Genomic DNA, 12,791 nt, shown 5'->3' on the forward strand with positions numbered 1-12,791 from the left:
CCATGTCAGACAAGACACCTCCCAGCCGGTCACATGGCCGCAAAACCATCCGCCCGACGCTGCAACCGCGCGACCTGATGGAACAGGACCCGGAATTGGCGCGCGCCTTTCGGGCGCAGATCATCACGCTTTTCCCAGAGGCGTTTCCCGGCACGCTGGGTCTGTCGCTGACCGGCAAGGCGCTGAAGGAAGGCAAGTGGCAACTGAACACCGTTCCGCTGCGCACCTTCGGTGAGGGCAAGCACAGGAACGTCGACGACACTCCCGCCGGTGGCGGGGCAGGCATGGTCCTGCGCCCCGATGTCATGGCCGCCGCCATCGTCACCGCACGCGCCAGCCAGCACGCGGGCGCGCCACTGATCTACCTGTCGCCGCGTGGTCGCCCGTTCACGCAGGGCATGGCGCGTGATCTGGCCACCCGTCCCGGTGTCACGATGATCTGCGGTCGCTTCGAAGGGCTGGACCAGCGCGTGATCGACCAGTTCGACATCGCCGAAGTGTCGATTGGCGACTACGTCCTGACCGGTGGCGAACTGGCCGCGCAAGTCATGTTGGACGCGGTGGTACGGCTACTGCCCGGTGTCCTCGGGAATGCGGAGTCGACCGAAGAGGAAAGCTTTTCCGACGGCTTGCTGGAGCATCCGCAATACACCCGCCCCGCCGAGTGGCAGGGCCGCCCGATCCCGCCGGTTCTGTTGTCAGGCAATCATGGCGCTGTGGCCGACTGGCGACGCGAACAGAGTGAGGCGCTGACACGTGAACGGCGCCCCGATCTTTGGCAGGCGTTCAAGGACCGCAAGGACTGACACTGCATTTCCGACAAGAAGGATTTTCCCGAATGACCATTCTCAGAAAGCTGCTGTGCGCGCTGAGCCTCTTTTTGCCGGTCGCCGCCGCCGCAATGGACGCAGAAAAGCGCCCCGATCTTATGCCGCGTCTGATGCAGTTGCAGTCGATCTATTCCGCCAACTGGGGACCTGACAGGTTCAATGAAGGCATCCGGGACGCGACGGTCTTTCACCTGTCGGGGCGGATCAACCCAGGCGACACCGATCGCATCCGCGAGACGCTGCAATCCACTTGGGGCAAGCTGATCGTGATCGACAGCCCCGGCGGCAGTTTTGTCGAGGGCATCGCCCTTGGGCACTACCTCAAAGGTATTCTGGAAAGTCAGGACCCGGACATTTACGGTATCTTTGTCCTGCGCGACGGTCCGTGCCTGTCCGCCTGCGCGCTGGCCGTGGCGCTGGCCACCTCGACCCGCGACATTGCCTATGGCGACGATTCCCGCTTTGTCGAACACGGCGCGCAACTGGGGTTTCACATGGGCCTCTTGCCAGAGGCGCAGGCCACGCAGGCCGTCGAGGCGCGGCAGATGATGAACGTCACCTATGACATCGTGCAGGCTTATACCTCACTGATCATGGGCGGTGTCGCCCCGCCGATCCTGCTGTCCGAGGCGTTGGAGCATCGCGACGCGAACAGCTTTTTCTACCTGCGGGGCGGCATCCGCACCCATGCCATGCGCCTGACCCCGGTCGGTCCGCCGATCCTGTCGCGCCCGATCCATAAATCGGCGCTGATGATGGATACAGTGGCCGGGCTGTGCCGCACCGCCTTTGTGGCCGCGCCGGATATCCGGCGGTCCTTTGTCGACTATGAATTCGGCTACATCGACGGCAGCAACCCGGACCCGGTCACCACCAGCCTTGAGGAGATGACCAGCCTGCTGGGCAGCCGCCGCATCGCGGGCAGTCTGAACGGGGCCGCGCATTGCGTGGTGGAACTGTTCGACGATGGCACCATCGGGCTCGACATGCGCGCCGGGTCGCCGCCCTGTCAGGCGGGCGGGCGTCAGTTCTGCGCCTTGCCGGTAGACAGGTTCCGGCCCCGCTCTGCGCCGGTAGCGCTGTTGGCCGACACCTATGGCTGTCATTCCGGCAGTCTGACACGGCAGGGGCAGTTCTGGTCCGGCGACCTGAACGGTGCCTCCGATTACGTCAACAACAACGACCCGACGCAAACTGCCGTCCGTGAGGTCAACATGCGGGCGCAACCCTCTCTGGATGCCGCCATCGCCGGGCGGCTACGCGCCGAGCAAAAGGTCGAGGTCAGCGACTGCCGCATCGTCGACGACGTTCAGGGGGTCTGGATGCAGGTGCGCGCGGACGGTCAGACAGGATGGGTCAGCGCGCGCTTTTTGTCCGCATATTTCTGGTCCGACATGCGCCCGTTGGTCGACGGCCCCGTCCTCTGACGCCATGGCAGGACGCAGCCACAGGACGCCTCTGCAGGAGGCGGCCTGTGCCGTTTTGCGGGTCTGGCGCACATTCCGGCCCGCCGGTCGGCGCGCTTTACAGGGGGCCTGCCCCGTGCAACGCTTGCCCACCTCAAACGGAGCAGTAGCGCCATGAAGCCGATCCTATCCCTTTGCCTTGCTGTCCTGATGACCGCCACCCCTGCCCTCGCATGGAAGCACTCCACTCAGGGCAGCTACGTAACATGGACCTTTCAGGGGCATGAAATCGTTTCATATTCCGTTACAGAACCGGCTTACGATGAGGACCCGGAGGTTCTGAACGTCTCGTTGTCGCATCCGCAGTCCGGGTCCGTCGTCGTTATGATCGAGGCTGATCTGGGCACCGGCGACTGCCTCCGGAAACTCGCCTCCGCTGCGGGCAAAGTCGGTACAAACGTGACGCTTGTGGCCAACCTGAACGCCACCACGCTGAACGGCGTCACGCTGGACGAGTGTTCGACCTACTAAAGGCACGTCGTTTTGCGGACGGTCCACCGCCGCGCGGGCGCGCAAGGCCGGGCCAGAGCCCATGAATACAGGCGAAAGACGGCTGATCCACATCTGTCTTTGCCCTTGATTTGCGGCGCCCGCGCCCGTACACACGCGCATCTTTCGGTGCCGGGGCGACTCGGCGCCGATTGAGTTTGTGGGACCGTTCACGGGACCGCCGCAGAACAAACAAAAGCTGGCGCATCTCTTTTCCCGGTTGGGAAGAAAGCAATCGCCAGACATCTCCGCGGGAAAACCGCGACGCATATAGGAGAAGGTCAGATGAACCTGATCGCACAGCTCGAGGCCGAACAGATCGCCTCGCTCGGGAAGACCATTCCCGATTTCAAACCCGGCGACACCGTTCGCGTGGGTTACAAAGTGACCGAAGGCACCCGGTCGCGGGTCCAGATGTACGAAGGCGTCTGCATCAGCCGCAAGAACGGCAAGGGCATCGCCGCCTCGTTCACGGTTCGCAAGATTTCCTTTGGTGAAGGCGTGGAACGTGTGTTCCCGCTGTACTCGACCAACATCGAAAGCATCGAAGTCGTCCGTCGTGGCCGCGTCCGTCGCGCCAAGATGTACTACCTGCGCGCGCGCCGTGGCAAATCGGCCCGGATCGCAGAGGACTCCACCTACAAGCCGCTCAAGACCAAGAGCGCTGGCGCAGACGCGTAAGGAACCCGTGACATGAAAAAGAACCTGCACCCCGAATACCACATCATCAACGTCAAGATGACCGACGGGACCGAATATCAGACACGTTCGACCTGGGGCAAAGAAGGCGACACGCTCGTCCTCGACATCGACCCCACGGTTCACCCGGCATGGACCGGCGGCACCGGCCGCATCCTCGACCAAGGTGGCCGCGTGTCGAAGTTCAAGAAAAAGTACGAAGGCCTGGGTTTCTGATCCAACACCTTTCGGTTTTGAAACGCCGCCCCTCGGGGCGGCGTTTTTCGTTGAGCGCCCGGGAATAGCAGCGGATCAGCGACAGGTCGCGCCCGGTGCGTCCAGCATCCCGAACAGGGCCGCGTCGCTGACCTCGGGGGACGCCACCGCTCCCCGGTTGGCCTTGCTAAAGGCACGCAGGGAACGACGGCTTTTCGGCCCCCACTTCCCGTCCGGTGTATCGTTCAGACAGCCCCGCGCCACCAGTTCCGCCTGAAGGCTGTAGTGCCGGACCATCTCCTGCAAGGCCCCCGCCTCTTTCAGGATATGCGTGCCGGGGCAGGAGGTCGCGGCGTGGTGCTTGTGCGGCTGGATCTGCGCTGTCGGCACCCGGTAGGCGCGCTGCGCCTCTGACATGACCCGCACATAGGCCAGTCGCCCCGCAGGGGTCAGGGTTTCGTGGTTGAAGTCACCCAGCGCCATCACCGCAAAATGCCCGTCGAAGTCGGCCAGCTTGCGCGATCCAATCTCTGTCGACCGGGTCGAGGGTTTCAGCGACACGGGCCGCCCCTTGGCGATATTGCCCGCCTTGTCGACCGCGTAGTGGTAGGCAAACATCCCCAGCCCCGCCTCTCCGGCGTGATAGGCGTGAATGTTGCGGACCCGCTGGTCGATGGTCTGCCGGTCACGCGCTGCACTGGCCCGGCGGAACAGGTCGGCATCCGTCCCGGCAAAGCCTTCGTGGTGAAAGGTGATATGCGTGATCCGGTCCTGCGCAAACCCGCGCAATGAGGACTGATCCACGCCTTTCAATGGCACGATGATCTCTCCGGGGACGCTGAGCGGCGCGGGGTCAGCCAATGCCGCGACCGACCCGATCAGCGCCGAAAGAACAGCAAGAACAAGGCGCATGAAAATCCTCCTGACAATCCGAACAAAGCGACCCTAACACGGCACTGGTTCATTCGCCCAAACCGTTTGCGCTACGGCGCAACGCTCACTCACAGCCGCCCTCTGGACAGCCCCCGCCTGCCCTGCCAGATTTGATCAAAATTCTCAGCGGAGTCGCGCCATGAAGGACGAGAACTTTCTCAAGGAAAACAATGCCCGTCAGCTATGGCACCCGATGGGACATCCCGGCGATGCGCAGGTCAACCCGCCCAAGATCATCAAGGGCGCGGCGGGCAGCACCATCACCGACATCGACGGCCACAGTGCGGTGGATGCGGTGGGCGGGCTCTGGTGCGTCAACCTTGGCTATTCCAACGACAAGGTTAAGCAGGCCATCGCTGATCAGCTGTTTGAGTTGCCGTATTACTCGGCCTTTGCAGGCACTTCGAACCCGCCCGCGATCGAGGCGGCCTACAAGGTGCAGGAGTTCTTTGCCCCCGACGGGATCGAACGGGTCTTTTTCACCTCCGGCGGCTCGGATTCGGTCGAAACCTGCCTGCGGTTGTCGCGGCAGTATCACCGCCTGCGGGGCGAGCCGACGCGCACCAAGTTTCTCAGCCTGAAAAAGGGCTACCACGGCACCCATTTCGGCGGTGCATCGGTCAACGGGAACAACCGCTTTCGTATCGGCTATGAGCCGCTGCTGCCCGGCTGTTTCCACCTGCCTGCGCCCTACACCTATCGCAACCCGTTCAATCAGACGGACCCGGCCAAACTGGCGCAACTCATCGCTCAGGCGATGGAGGACGAGATCCAGTTTCAGGGCGCAAACACCATCGCCGCCTTTATCATGGAGCCGATTCAGGGCGCAGGCGGGGTGATCCTGCCTGACGCGACCTTCATGCCTTTGATGCGCGAAGTCTGTGACCGGCACGGTATCCTGCTGATCTCGGACGAGGTCATCACCGGCTTTGGCCGCACCGGCGACTGGTCGGGCGCGCGGCACTGGGGCGTAAAACCGGACATGATGTGCACCGCCAAGGGCATCACCTCGGGGTATTTCCCGGTTGGGGCCGCGCTGATCTCTGGCAAGGTGGCGGAGGTGTTTGAGACCTCCGGCGCAGAGGGGGCAATCTATCACGGCTACACATATTCCGCGCATCCGGTGGGCGCGGCGGCGGTCATCGCCTGCCTTGAAGAGACTCTTCGGCTGGACACCAAAACAAATGCCGCCGCGCGCGGCACGCAACTGCATGAAGGCGTTCTGCGGCTGGCTGAGAAACACGACATCATCGGCGATGTGCGCGGTGGGCACGGGTTGATGACCGGGATCGAGATTGTCAGCGACCGGACCGCCAAGACGCCGATGGACAACGACACCATGAAGCGTATCCACCAAACCGCCTACGAGGCAGGCGCGATGGTCCGCCTTGGCGCCCATAACATCTTGATGTCCCCGCCACTGACCATCACCGCAGAAGAGATCGACACCATCCTGAGCGCCCTCGACAAGGGGTTTGCGGCGGCCTGAAGCAAGCCGGGCAGACACAAAAAAGGGCCGCCCAACAGGCGGCCCCTTTCCGTTTCATATTACTCCGAACATCACTCGGTGAACTTCTTGATCTCGCCCGTCTTGAGCCGGGACAGGTAGCTGTCCACCTCACGCTTGACGATCGGCATCAGGAAATACAGGCCAAAGACGTTCACGACGGCCATGGCAAAGATCGCCGCGTCCGAGAAGTCGATCACAGGACCAAGGTTGGCCGAAGCGCCGATGATCACGAAGACGCAAAAGATGACCTTGAAGGTGATTTCCTTGGTCTTGCCCTCACCGAACAGGTAGGTCCAGGCCTTCAGCCCGTAGTAGGACCAGCTGATCATGGTCGAGAAGGCAAAGAGGATCACGGCAACGGCAAGGACCGTCGGGAACCAGCTGAAGGCACTGCCAAAGGCCGCCGCTGTCAGACCGACGCCGGATGTGTCGCCAACCGTCTTGATCGCCGTACCGGCCTCGTTCAGCAGGTAGATGCCAGTTGCCTCGTCGATCACCAGCTGTTGGGTGATGATGATGACCAACGCCGTCATGGTGCAGATCACAACCGTGTCGATGAACGGCTCCAGCAGGGACACAAAGCCCTCTGTGATCGGCTCTTTGGTGCGCACGGCAGAGTGTGCAATGGCCGCCGAACCGACGCCCGCCTCATTCGAAAAGGCCGCCCGCTTGAACCCTTGGATCAGCGCGCCGACCATACCGCCCGCGACGCCCAGTCCGGTAAAGGCCCCGGCAAAGATCTGGCCAAAGGCCCAGCCGATCATGTTGGCGTTCATGATCAGGATGATCAGCGCCGAACCGACATAGATCACGGCCATGAAGGGCACGACCTTTTCCGTCACCGAGGCGATGGATTTCAGACCGCCCACGATCACGACAAAGACGATGACCGCAAAGACCAGCCCGGTGACGAAACCGGGGTAGTCACCGACAACGCCGGTGATGGCCTGATGCGCCTGGTTGGCCTGGAACATGTTGCCGCCACCAAAGGCGCCGAGGATACAGAAGATCGAGAACAGCACGGCGAGGATCTTGCCCCCCGGCAGGCCACGCTCGGCAAAGCCCTTGGTCAGGTAATACATCGGACCACCGGACACGGTGCCGTCCGGATATTCATTGCGGTATTTGACGCCCAGCGTACATTCGGTGAACTTCGACGCCATGCCCATCAGGCCCGCGAGGATCATCCAAAAGGTCGCCCCCGGACCGCCAATGCCGACGGCCACAGCCACCCCGGCGATATTGCCCAGACCCACGGTGCCCGACAGCGCGGTTGCCAGCGCCTGAAAGTGGCTGACCTCACCCGCGTCGTTCGGATCGGAATAGTCGCCTTTGACAAGCGCAATGGAATGCCCAAAGCCGCGGAACTGGATAAACCCGAAATACAGGGTAAAGACCGTCGCCGCGACCACCAGCCAGGCCACGATCCAGGGAAAACTGGTGCCCGGAAAGGGACTGAAGATGAAATTCACGAACCAGCCGGTCGCCCCGGCAAAGATGTCGTTGACCTTTTGGTCGATTGAGGCTTCCTGAGCGGCGGCCGCGCCCGCCATCAAGGTTGGAGCCAAAGCGGCAAGCGCCAGGCGAGATGCAAATCGTTTCATGTGATTGTCCTGTTCTGGTCGGCGCTTCAGGGAACGATGGTGCAGGGCACTGGCGCGGTCTGCACCAGCGATCCGGCGACCGATCCGAAAACCCGGCTGCCAAAGGGCGAATGGCCGTTGCGTCCGATGAACAACTGCGCGGCCCCCTGTTTCTTGGCGACATCACACAGCGTATCGGCGATGTGGCCATAGCGCAGAACCGTCTCGACCGGGACACCCCGGCCCTCGACAGCCGCCTTTGCGGGCGCGATCAGCGATTTTTCGGCGCGGTCCAGTTCCTCTGTGCGCCGCTTGTGGCGCTCTTCGAGTTCTGTCGGCGTCAAAAACGAATAGGGCGACCATTCCAGCACATGTGCGATGACCACGATCGCCCCTTGCGCTGCCGCGCGTTCCAAAGCGAAATCCAGCGCGCGTTGCGCGGCTTCGCTGCCGTCGTATCCGACGACAAACCTGTCCGTCATTCTTGATTATCCTTCTTCCCTGTTCCGCCTTTCGGCTGAGAGAAGGCTATCAGCAGCGCCGCGGGCAATTTTACCGAATTGCCCCAGCTGACCTCCCGGTTTTCCCGGATTTCCGTATCGGATGTAATATTTTCGTCAAAATTGCGCGGACACGCTGAATTTCGCGCTTAACGGAAACCTGCTGCGACCCTCTGGCTCATAACGCATTCAGTCCCGCGAATGTATACCTTCGCCGACCCTGATTCCCGCCTGCCGGAGGAGCGCGCCATGGAATTCCGCAAGATCACCGAAGACATCACCGTATCGCCGCAGATCACGCCAGAGGATTTGCAGGCCATCGCGGAGGCCGGATATCGCGCCATCATCTGTAACCGGCCAGACGGCGAAGGCGCCGACCAGCCGACATTCGACGAGATCGCCGAGGCCGCGCGGGCCAAGGGGATCGAGGCGCGTTACCTGCCCATTGTCAGCGGCAAGGTCAGGGACGAAGACGCCAACAGCTTTGGCAAACTGCTGCGCGACCTGCCGGGGCCGGTCTTTGCCTACTGCCGCAGCGGGACACGATCCGCCACGCTCTGGTCGCTGAGTCAGGCCAGCGCACTGGACTCCTCGACCATCCTCGCCGCGACCAAGGGCGCGGGCTATGACATGGCGGGCGTCGTGCGGCGCATCGTCAACGGTGGCAAGACCCCGACCGATGAGGGGGACGCGAAATTCGATGTGGTCATCGTGGGCGGTGGCGCGGCAGGCATCGCCGTGGCCTCCAGCCTGAAGTCCCGCAAAGCGTCGCTGGACATTGCCATCCTCGATCCGGCGGATGTTCACTATTACCAGCCCGGCTGGACGATGGTCGGCGGCGGTATCTTTGAGGCATCGACCACGGCCCGCACAATGGCCAGCCTGATCCCCAAGGACGTCCACTGGATCAAATCCGCCGTCGCGGCGTTTGAACCGCAGAACAACGCTGTCGTCCTCGACGGGTGCCGCGTGGTGAAATACGACCGGCTGATCGTCTGCCCGGGGATCAAGCTAGACTGGCACGGGGTCGAGGGGTTGGTGGACACGCTGGGCAAGAACGGCGTCACCTCGAACTATCGCTACGACCTTGCCCCCTACACCTGGGAGTTGGTCAGCAAGATGCGTGAGGGCCGCGCGCTGTTCACCCAGCCGCCAATGCCGATCAAATGCGCCGGCGCGCCGCAAAAGGCGATGTACCTGTCTGGCGACCACTGGTTCCGCACCGGGCGGCTGAAAGACATCGACATCCAGTTCATGAACGCCGGTGGCGTGTTGTTCGGGGTCAAGGATTACGTCCCCGCGCTGATGGATTACATCCGCAAGTACGATGCCTCGCTGAATTTCTTCCACACCCTGATCGCGGTGGATGGCCCCGCGAAACAGGCGACCTTCAAGGTGGCCAAGCCGGACGAAGCCGTGTCAGAGGTCACCGTCGATTTCGACATGATGCACGTCTGCCCGCCACAGACCGCCCCCGATTTCATTCGCGTGTCGCCGCTGGCCGATGCGGCGGGTTGGGTCGATGTCGATCAGGCCACACTGCGACATAAGACCTATGACAACATCTGGTCACTGGGCGACGTGATGAACGCGCCCAACGCCAAGACCGCCGCCGCCGCCCGGATGCAGGCGCCCGTTGTGGCCGAAAACGTCGTCGCTGACACACGCGGTCTTAGCCCCCATGCGGTCTACAACGGCTACGGCTCTTGCCCGCTGACGGTGGAGAAAGGCAAGATCGTGCTGGCAGAGTTCGGCTATGGCGGCGCGCTGCTGCCCTCTTTCCCGACATGGCTGCTGGACGGCACCAAACCCACCCGCGCGGCCTGGCTGCTCAAGGAGCAGATCTTGCCGCCGGTCTATTGGAAGGCCATGCTGCGCGGCAAGGAATGGATGGCCAAGCCCGAAAGCGTCAGCGCCCGCTGACCTGTGAGCGCATTTTCGGACGGGGGCCGAGGCCATGGCGGCACTGGCCCCCTTTTAAATTCTAATTTTTGAATATATATAGCGCTCAAACGCGACTCGGGGGCCTCCCCGACCCGGACCCAGGATACGCCATGCCCCGCATTTCGGCCCAGACCTTTACGCAGTACCTGCCCATCCTGACATGGGCGAAAGCGTACAACCGTGACACTGCCTCATCGGACATTCTTGCCGCCGTGATCGTCACGATCATGCTGATCCCGCAGTCATTGGCCTATGCCCTGCTGGCCGGCCTGCCCGCCGAGATGGGGCTTTATGCGTCGATCCTTCCGCTGGTGGCCTATGCGATCTTTGGCACCAGCCGGGCGCTGGCAGTCGGTCCAGTGGCGGTCGTCTCGTTGATGACCGCTGCCGCCATCGGCAATCTTGGCCTGTCGGACCCCGCACAAATCGCGCTGGCCGCCGGGACGCTGGCCTTTATCTCTGGCGTCTTGCTGCTGGTGCTGGGTGTGTTGCGGCTGGGCTTTCTGGCAAACTTTCTGTCACATCCGGTGATTGCCGGTTTCATCACCGCCTCTGGCGTGCTGATCGCGGCCTCACAGCTGAAACATATCTTCGGGATCGAGGCGCATGGCCACACGCTGATCATGGTCATCGGCTCGCTGTTCGAGAACCTGTCGCATACCAGCTTTATCACGCTCGTGATCGGCACCGGCGCGACCGCCTTTCTGTTCTGGGTCCGCAAGGGGCTAAAGCCACGCCTGCTGGCTGCGGGGCTGAAACCGCGCCTTGCGGATGTGCTTGCCAAGGCCGGGCCGGTTGGTGCCGTGGCCGTGACCACACTCGTCACATGGCTGTTCGGCCTGCAAAACACTGGCGTCAAGATTGTGGGCGAGGTGCCCACCGGCCTGCCGCCGCTGACCATGCCCTCGCTGTCGCCGGACCTCTGGAACCAGTTGTTCCTGTCCGCCGTGCTGATCTCGATCATCGGCTTTGTTGAATCTGTGTCCGTCGCGCAGACGCTGGCCGCCAAGAAACGCCAGCGCATCCAGCCTGATCAGGAACTTATCGGTCTAGGCGCGTCGAACGTCGCCGCCGCCGTGTCGGGCGGCTATCCTGTCACCGGCGGCTTTGCCCGCTCGGTTGTGAACTTCGACGCGGGAGCCGAGACCCCGGCAGCGGGCGCCTTCACCGCCATCGGCATCGGCATCGCGGCGCTGCTGCTGACCCCGCTGCTGTTCTTCCTCCCCAAGGCCACGCTGGCCGCCACGATCATCGTCGCGGTTCTGGGCCTTGTCGACTTTTCGATCCTGAAAAAGACATGGGGCTATTCCAAGGTCGATTTCGCCGCTGTCTTTGCCACCATCGCCCTGACGCTTGGCTTTGGCGTCGAACTGGGTGTTTCGGCGGGGGTGCTGATCTCTATCGGCCTGCACCTGTACAAGACATCGCGCCCGCATGTGGCAGAGGTCGGCCTTGTCCCGGGCACCCACCATTTCCGCAATATCAAGCGCCACAAGGTTGACACCCAGCCGCACCTGATCACCCTGCGCGTTGATGAAAGCCTGTATTTCGCCAACGCCCGGTTCCTTGAGGATTACGTGCTGGGCCGCGTCACCTGCGATGAACCCATCGAGCATGTGGTGCTGATGTTCCCGGCCGTGAACGAGGTCGACATGAGCGCGCTGGAAACCCTTGAGGAACTGAACCGCCGCCTGTCGGAAATGGGCATCAAGATGCACCTGTCAGAGGTCAAAGGCCCGGTGATGGACCGCCTGCAAAGGTCGCATTTTCTGGACGAACTAACGGGCCGGGTCTTTCAGTCGCAATACGACGCATGGCAAGCGTTGGCGCGACCGCAGACGCCCGCCCCGGACACCTCAGAGACGGACGCGGCCTGACGCCTCAAGGGCGAAAATCTCGTCCGCCTCGAAAACAGCAATGGACATCGGGCGGCCATAGCCCGCTCCGGTGTCCAGATTCAGCCTGTTGGGCTTCAGGTCCGGCGCATCGACTGGCGTGTGGCCATGCACGATCAGCGCGCCGTGGTCGCGTGTGTCCTTGAGGAATTCCTGTCGAATCCACAGCAGGTCTTCTTCATCCTGCTCGATCAGCGGCACGCCCGGGCGCACCCCCGCATGAACAAAGAACTTTCCCATCTCGCGGTGGGACAGTTGGAGGTTTTGCAAGAACCCCAGATGTCCCTCGGGCAGCGCCGCGCGAAACTCGGCGGCCAGTTCTTTCTGGCGGATCCGGTCCGGCACATCGACACCGTAGGACTGCGCCGTTTCCAGCCCGCCGATCCGCTCATGAAACCAGTGATAGCCCACCAGCAAATGCGAATCCTGCCGCGGCTCGGGTGGGGCCACGAACCATTCGAACAGTCGGTCATGGTTGCCCTTCAGGCAGATCCAGTTGTTCCCCTCGGCCAGCCCGGTCCGCAGCAGGTCTATCACCCCGCGCGACTCCGGCCCCCGGTCGACATAGTCACCCAGAAAGACGATGCGCGCGCCGCCGCCGCTGTCGCGTTCGATGCGAGTCAGTGCGTCTTCCAGCATGGCCAACTGGCCGTGAATGTCGCCGATGGCGTAGATCGTATCAGTCATGCCTGCCGCCTAGCATGATCCCCGCCGCGCGACCAGACCGCGCCGCCACCAGCTGCCGAC

The 12,791-nt window shown here is 62.6% G+C and carries 12 protein-coding genes; 8 read left to right on the forward strand and 4 right to left on the reverse strand.

From position 1 onward, the window contains the following. The first annotated feature begins 2 nt into the window (after window positions 1-2). The 5 genes from trmD (at window position 3) to rpmE (ending at window position 3,700) form a co-directional block, all read left to right on the forward strand. Window positions 3-806 (forward strand): tRNA (guanosine(37)-N1)-methyltransferase TrmD, encoded by an 804-nt coding sequence (gene trmD, locus VOI21_RS02235; RefSeq protein ID WP_323767261.1) that lies wholly within the window; start codon window positions 3-5, stop codon window positions 804-806. A 32-nt stretch (window positions 807-838) separates the two neighbouring features. Beyond that, the gene (locus VOI21_RS02240) at window positions 839-2,257 is read left to right on the forward strand and encodes an SH3 domain-containing protein (RefSeq protein ID WP_323767263.1); all 1,419 of its coding nucleotides are present in this window, start codon (window positions 839-841) and stop codon (window positions 2,255-2,257) included. A gap of 153 nt (window positions 2,258-2,410) precedes the next feature. Then, the gene (locus VOI21_RS02245; RefSeq protein WP_323767265.1) at window positions 2,411-2,767 is read left to right on the forward strand and encodes a hypothetical protein; all 357 of its coding nucleotides are present in this window, start codon (window positions 2,411-2,413) and stop codon (window positions 2,765-2,767) included. 303 nt (window positions 2,768-3,070) lie between these two features. Then, window positions 3,071-3,466, forward strand: coding sequence for a 50S ribosomal protein L19 (gene rplS / locus VOI21_RS02250; RefSeq protein WP_323767268.1), 396 nt, complete (start codon window positions 3,071-3,073; stop codon window positions 3,464-3,466). Between the two features lie 12 nt (window positions 3,467-3,478). After that, window positions 3,479-3,700, forward strand: coding sequence for a 50S ribosomal protein L31 (gene rpmE, locus VOI21_RS02255; protein WP_323767270.1), 222 nt, complete (start codon window positions 3,479-3,481; stop codon window positions 3,698-3,700). 75 nt (window positions 3,701-3,775) lie between these two features. Here rpmE and VOI21_RS02260 read toward each other — a convergent pair whose 3' ends face one another. Further along, a complete protein-coding gene (locus tag VOI21_RS02260) occupies window positions 3,776-4,591 on the reverse strand; it encodes a hypothetical protein (RefSeq protein ID WP_323767272.1) in 816 nt (271 codons plus the stop codon). A gap of 160 nt (window positions 4,592-4,751) precedes the next feature. Between VOI21_RS02260 and VOI21_RS02265 the strand changes: the two genes are divergently transcribed. Continuing rightward, a complete protein-coding gene (locus VOI21_RS02265; RefSeq protein WP_323767274.1) occupies window positions 4,752-6,101 on the forward strand; it encodes an aminotransferase class III-fold pyridoxal phosphate-dependent enzyme in 1,350 nt (449 codons plus the stop codon). A 71-nt stretch (window positions 6,102-6,172) separates the two neighbouring features. On the opposite strand, the gene VOI21_RS02270 is transcribed toward VOI21_RS02265, so the two are convergent. Together VOI21_RS02270 and VOI21_RS02275 are read right to left on the reverse strand one after the other, a co-directional pair. Next, window positions 6,173-7,675 carry an alanine/glycine:cation symporter family protein gene (locus tag VOI21_RS02270; RefSeq protein ID WP_416358952.1) on the reverse strand — a complete coding sequence of 501 codons (1,503 nt, stop codon included), beginning with the start codon at window positions 7,673-7,675 and terminating at the stop codon, window positions 6,173-6,175. Window positions 7,676-7,752: 77 nt separating this feature from the next. Further along, window positions 7,753-8,187, reverse strand: a complete 435-nt coding sequence (locus tag VOI21_RS02275) for a universal stress protein (protein ID WP_323767279.1) — start codon at window positions 8,185-8,187, stop codon at window positions 7,753-7,755. A 267-nt stretch (window positions 8,188-8,454) separates the two neighbouring features. Between VOI21_RS02275 and VOI21_RS02280 the strand changes: the two genes are divergently transcribed. Further along, window positions 8,455-10,128, forward strand: a complete 1,674-nt coding sequence (locus tag VOI21_RS02280) for a TIGR01244 family sulfur transferase (protein WP_323767281.1) — start codon at window positions 8,455-8,457, stop codon at window positions 10,126-10,128. A 131-nt stretch (window positions 10,129-10,259) separates the two neighbouring features. Next, a complete protein-coding gene (locus VOI21_RS02285) occupies window positions 10,260-12,026 on the forward strand; it encodes a SulP family inorganic anion transporter (protein WP_323767283.1) in 1,767 nt (588 codons plus the stop codon). Here the strand turns inward: VOI21_RS02285 and VOI21_RS02290 are convergent. Beyond that, the gene (locus VOI21_RS02290; protein ID WP_323767285.1) at window positions 12,006-12,731 is read right to left on the reverse strand and encodes a metallophosphoesterase family protein; all 726 of its coding nucleotides are present in this window, start codon (window positions 12,729-12,731) and stop codon (window positions 12,006-12,008) included. The genes VOI21_RS02285 and VOI21_RS02290 overlap by 21 nt on opposite strands. Window positions 12,732-12,791 lie beyond the last annotated feature (60 nt).

It is taken from the genome of Antarctobacter sp. (assembly GCF_034670325.1).
Lineage (GTDB): Bacteria > Pseudomonadota > Alphaproteobacteria > Rhodobacterales > Rhodobacteraceae > Antarctobacter.

Bases quoted from the DNA above. Each gene is read 5' to 3' on its own strand.
- VOI21_RS02275 (WP_323767279.1), bottom strand. From the start codon at position 8,187: ATGACGGACAGGTTTGTCGTCGGATACGACGGCAGCGAAGCCGCGCAA.
- VOI21_RS02280 (WP_323767281.1), top strand. From the start codon at position 8,455: ATGGAATTCCGCAAGATCACCGAAGACATCACCGTATCGCCGCAGATC.
- trmD (WP_323767261.1), top strand. From the start codon at position 3: ATGTCAGACAAGACACCTCCCAGCCGGTCACATGGCCGCAAAACCATC.
- VOI21_RS02265 (WP_323767274.1), top strand. From the start codon at position 4,752: ATGAAGGACGAGAACTTTCTCAAGGAAAACAATGCCCGTCAGCTATGG.
- VOI21_RS02270 (WP_416358952.1), bottom strand. From the start codon at position 7,675: ATGGCGGGCGCGGCCGCCGCTCAGGAAGCCTCAATCGACCAAAAGGTC.
- VOI21_RS02285 (WP_323767283.1), top strand. From the start codon at position 10,260: ATGCCCCGCATTTCGGCCCAGACCTTTACGCAGTACCTGCCCATCCTG.
- VOI21_RS02290 (WP_323767285.1), bottom strand. From the start codon at position 12,731: ATGACTGATACGATCTACGCCATCGGCGACATTCACGGCCAGTTGGCC.
- VOI21_RS02245 (WP_323767265.1), top strand. From the start codon at position 2,411: ATGAAGCCGATCCTATCCCTTTGCCTTGCTGTCCTGATGACCGCCACC.
- rplS (WP_323767268.1), top strand. From the start codon at position 3,071: ATGAACCTGATCGCACAGCTCGAGGCCGAACAGATCGCCTCGCTCGGG.
- rpmE (WP_323767270.1), top strand. From the start codon at position 3,479: ATGAAAAAGAACCTGCACCCCGAATACCACATCATCAACGTCAAGATG.
- VOI21_RS02260 (WP_323767272.1), bottom strand. From the start codon at position 4,591: ATGCGCCTTGTTCTTGCTGTTCTTTCGGCGCTGATCGGGTCGGTCGCG.
- VOI21_RS02240 (WP_323767263.1), top strand. From the start codon at position 839: ATGACCATTCTCAGAAAGCTGCTGTGCGCGCTGAGCCTCTTTTTGCCG.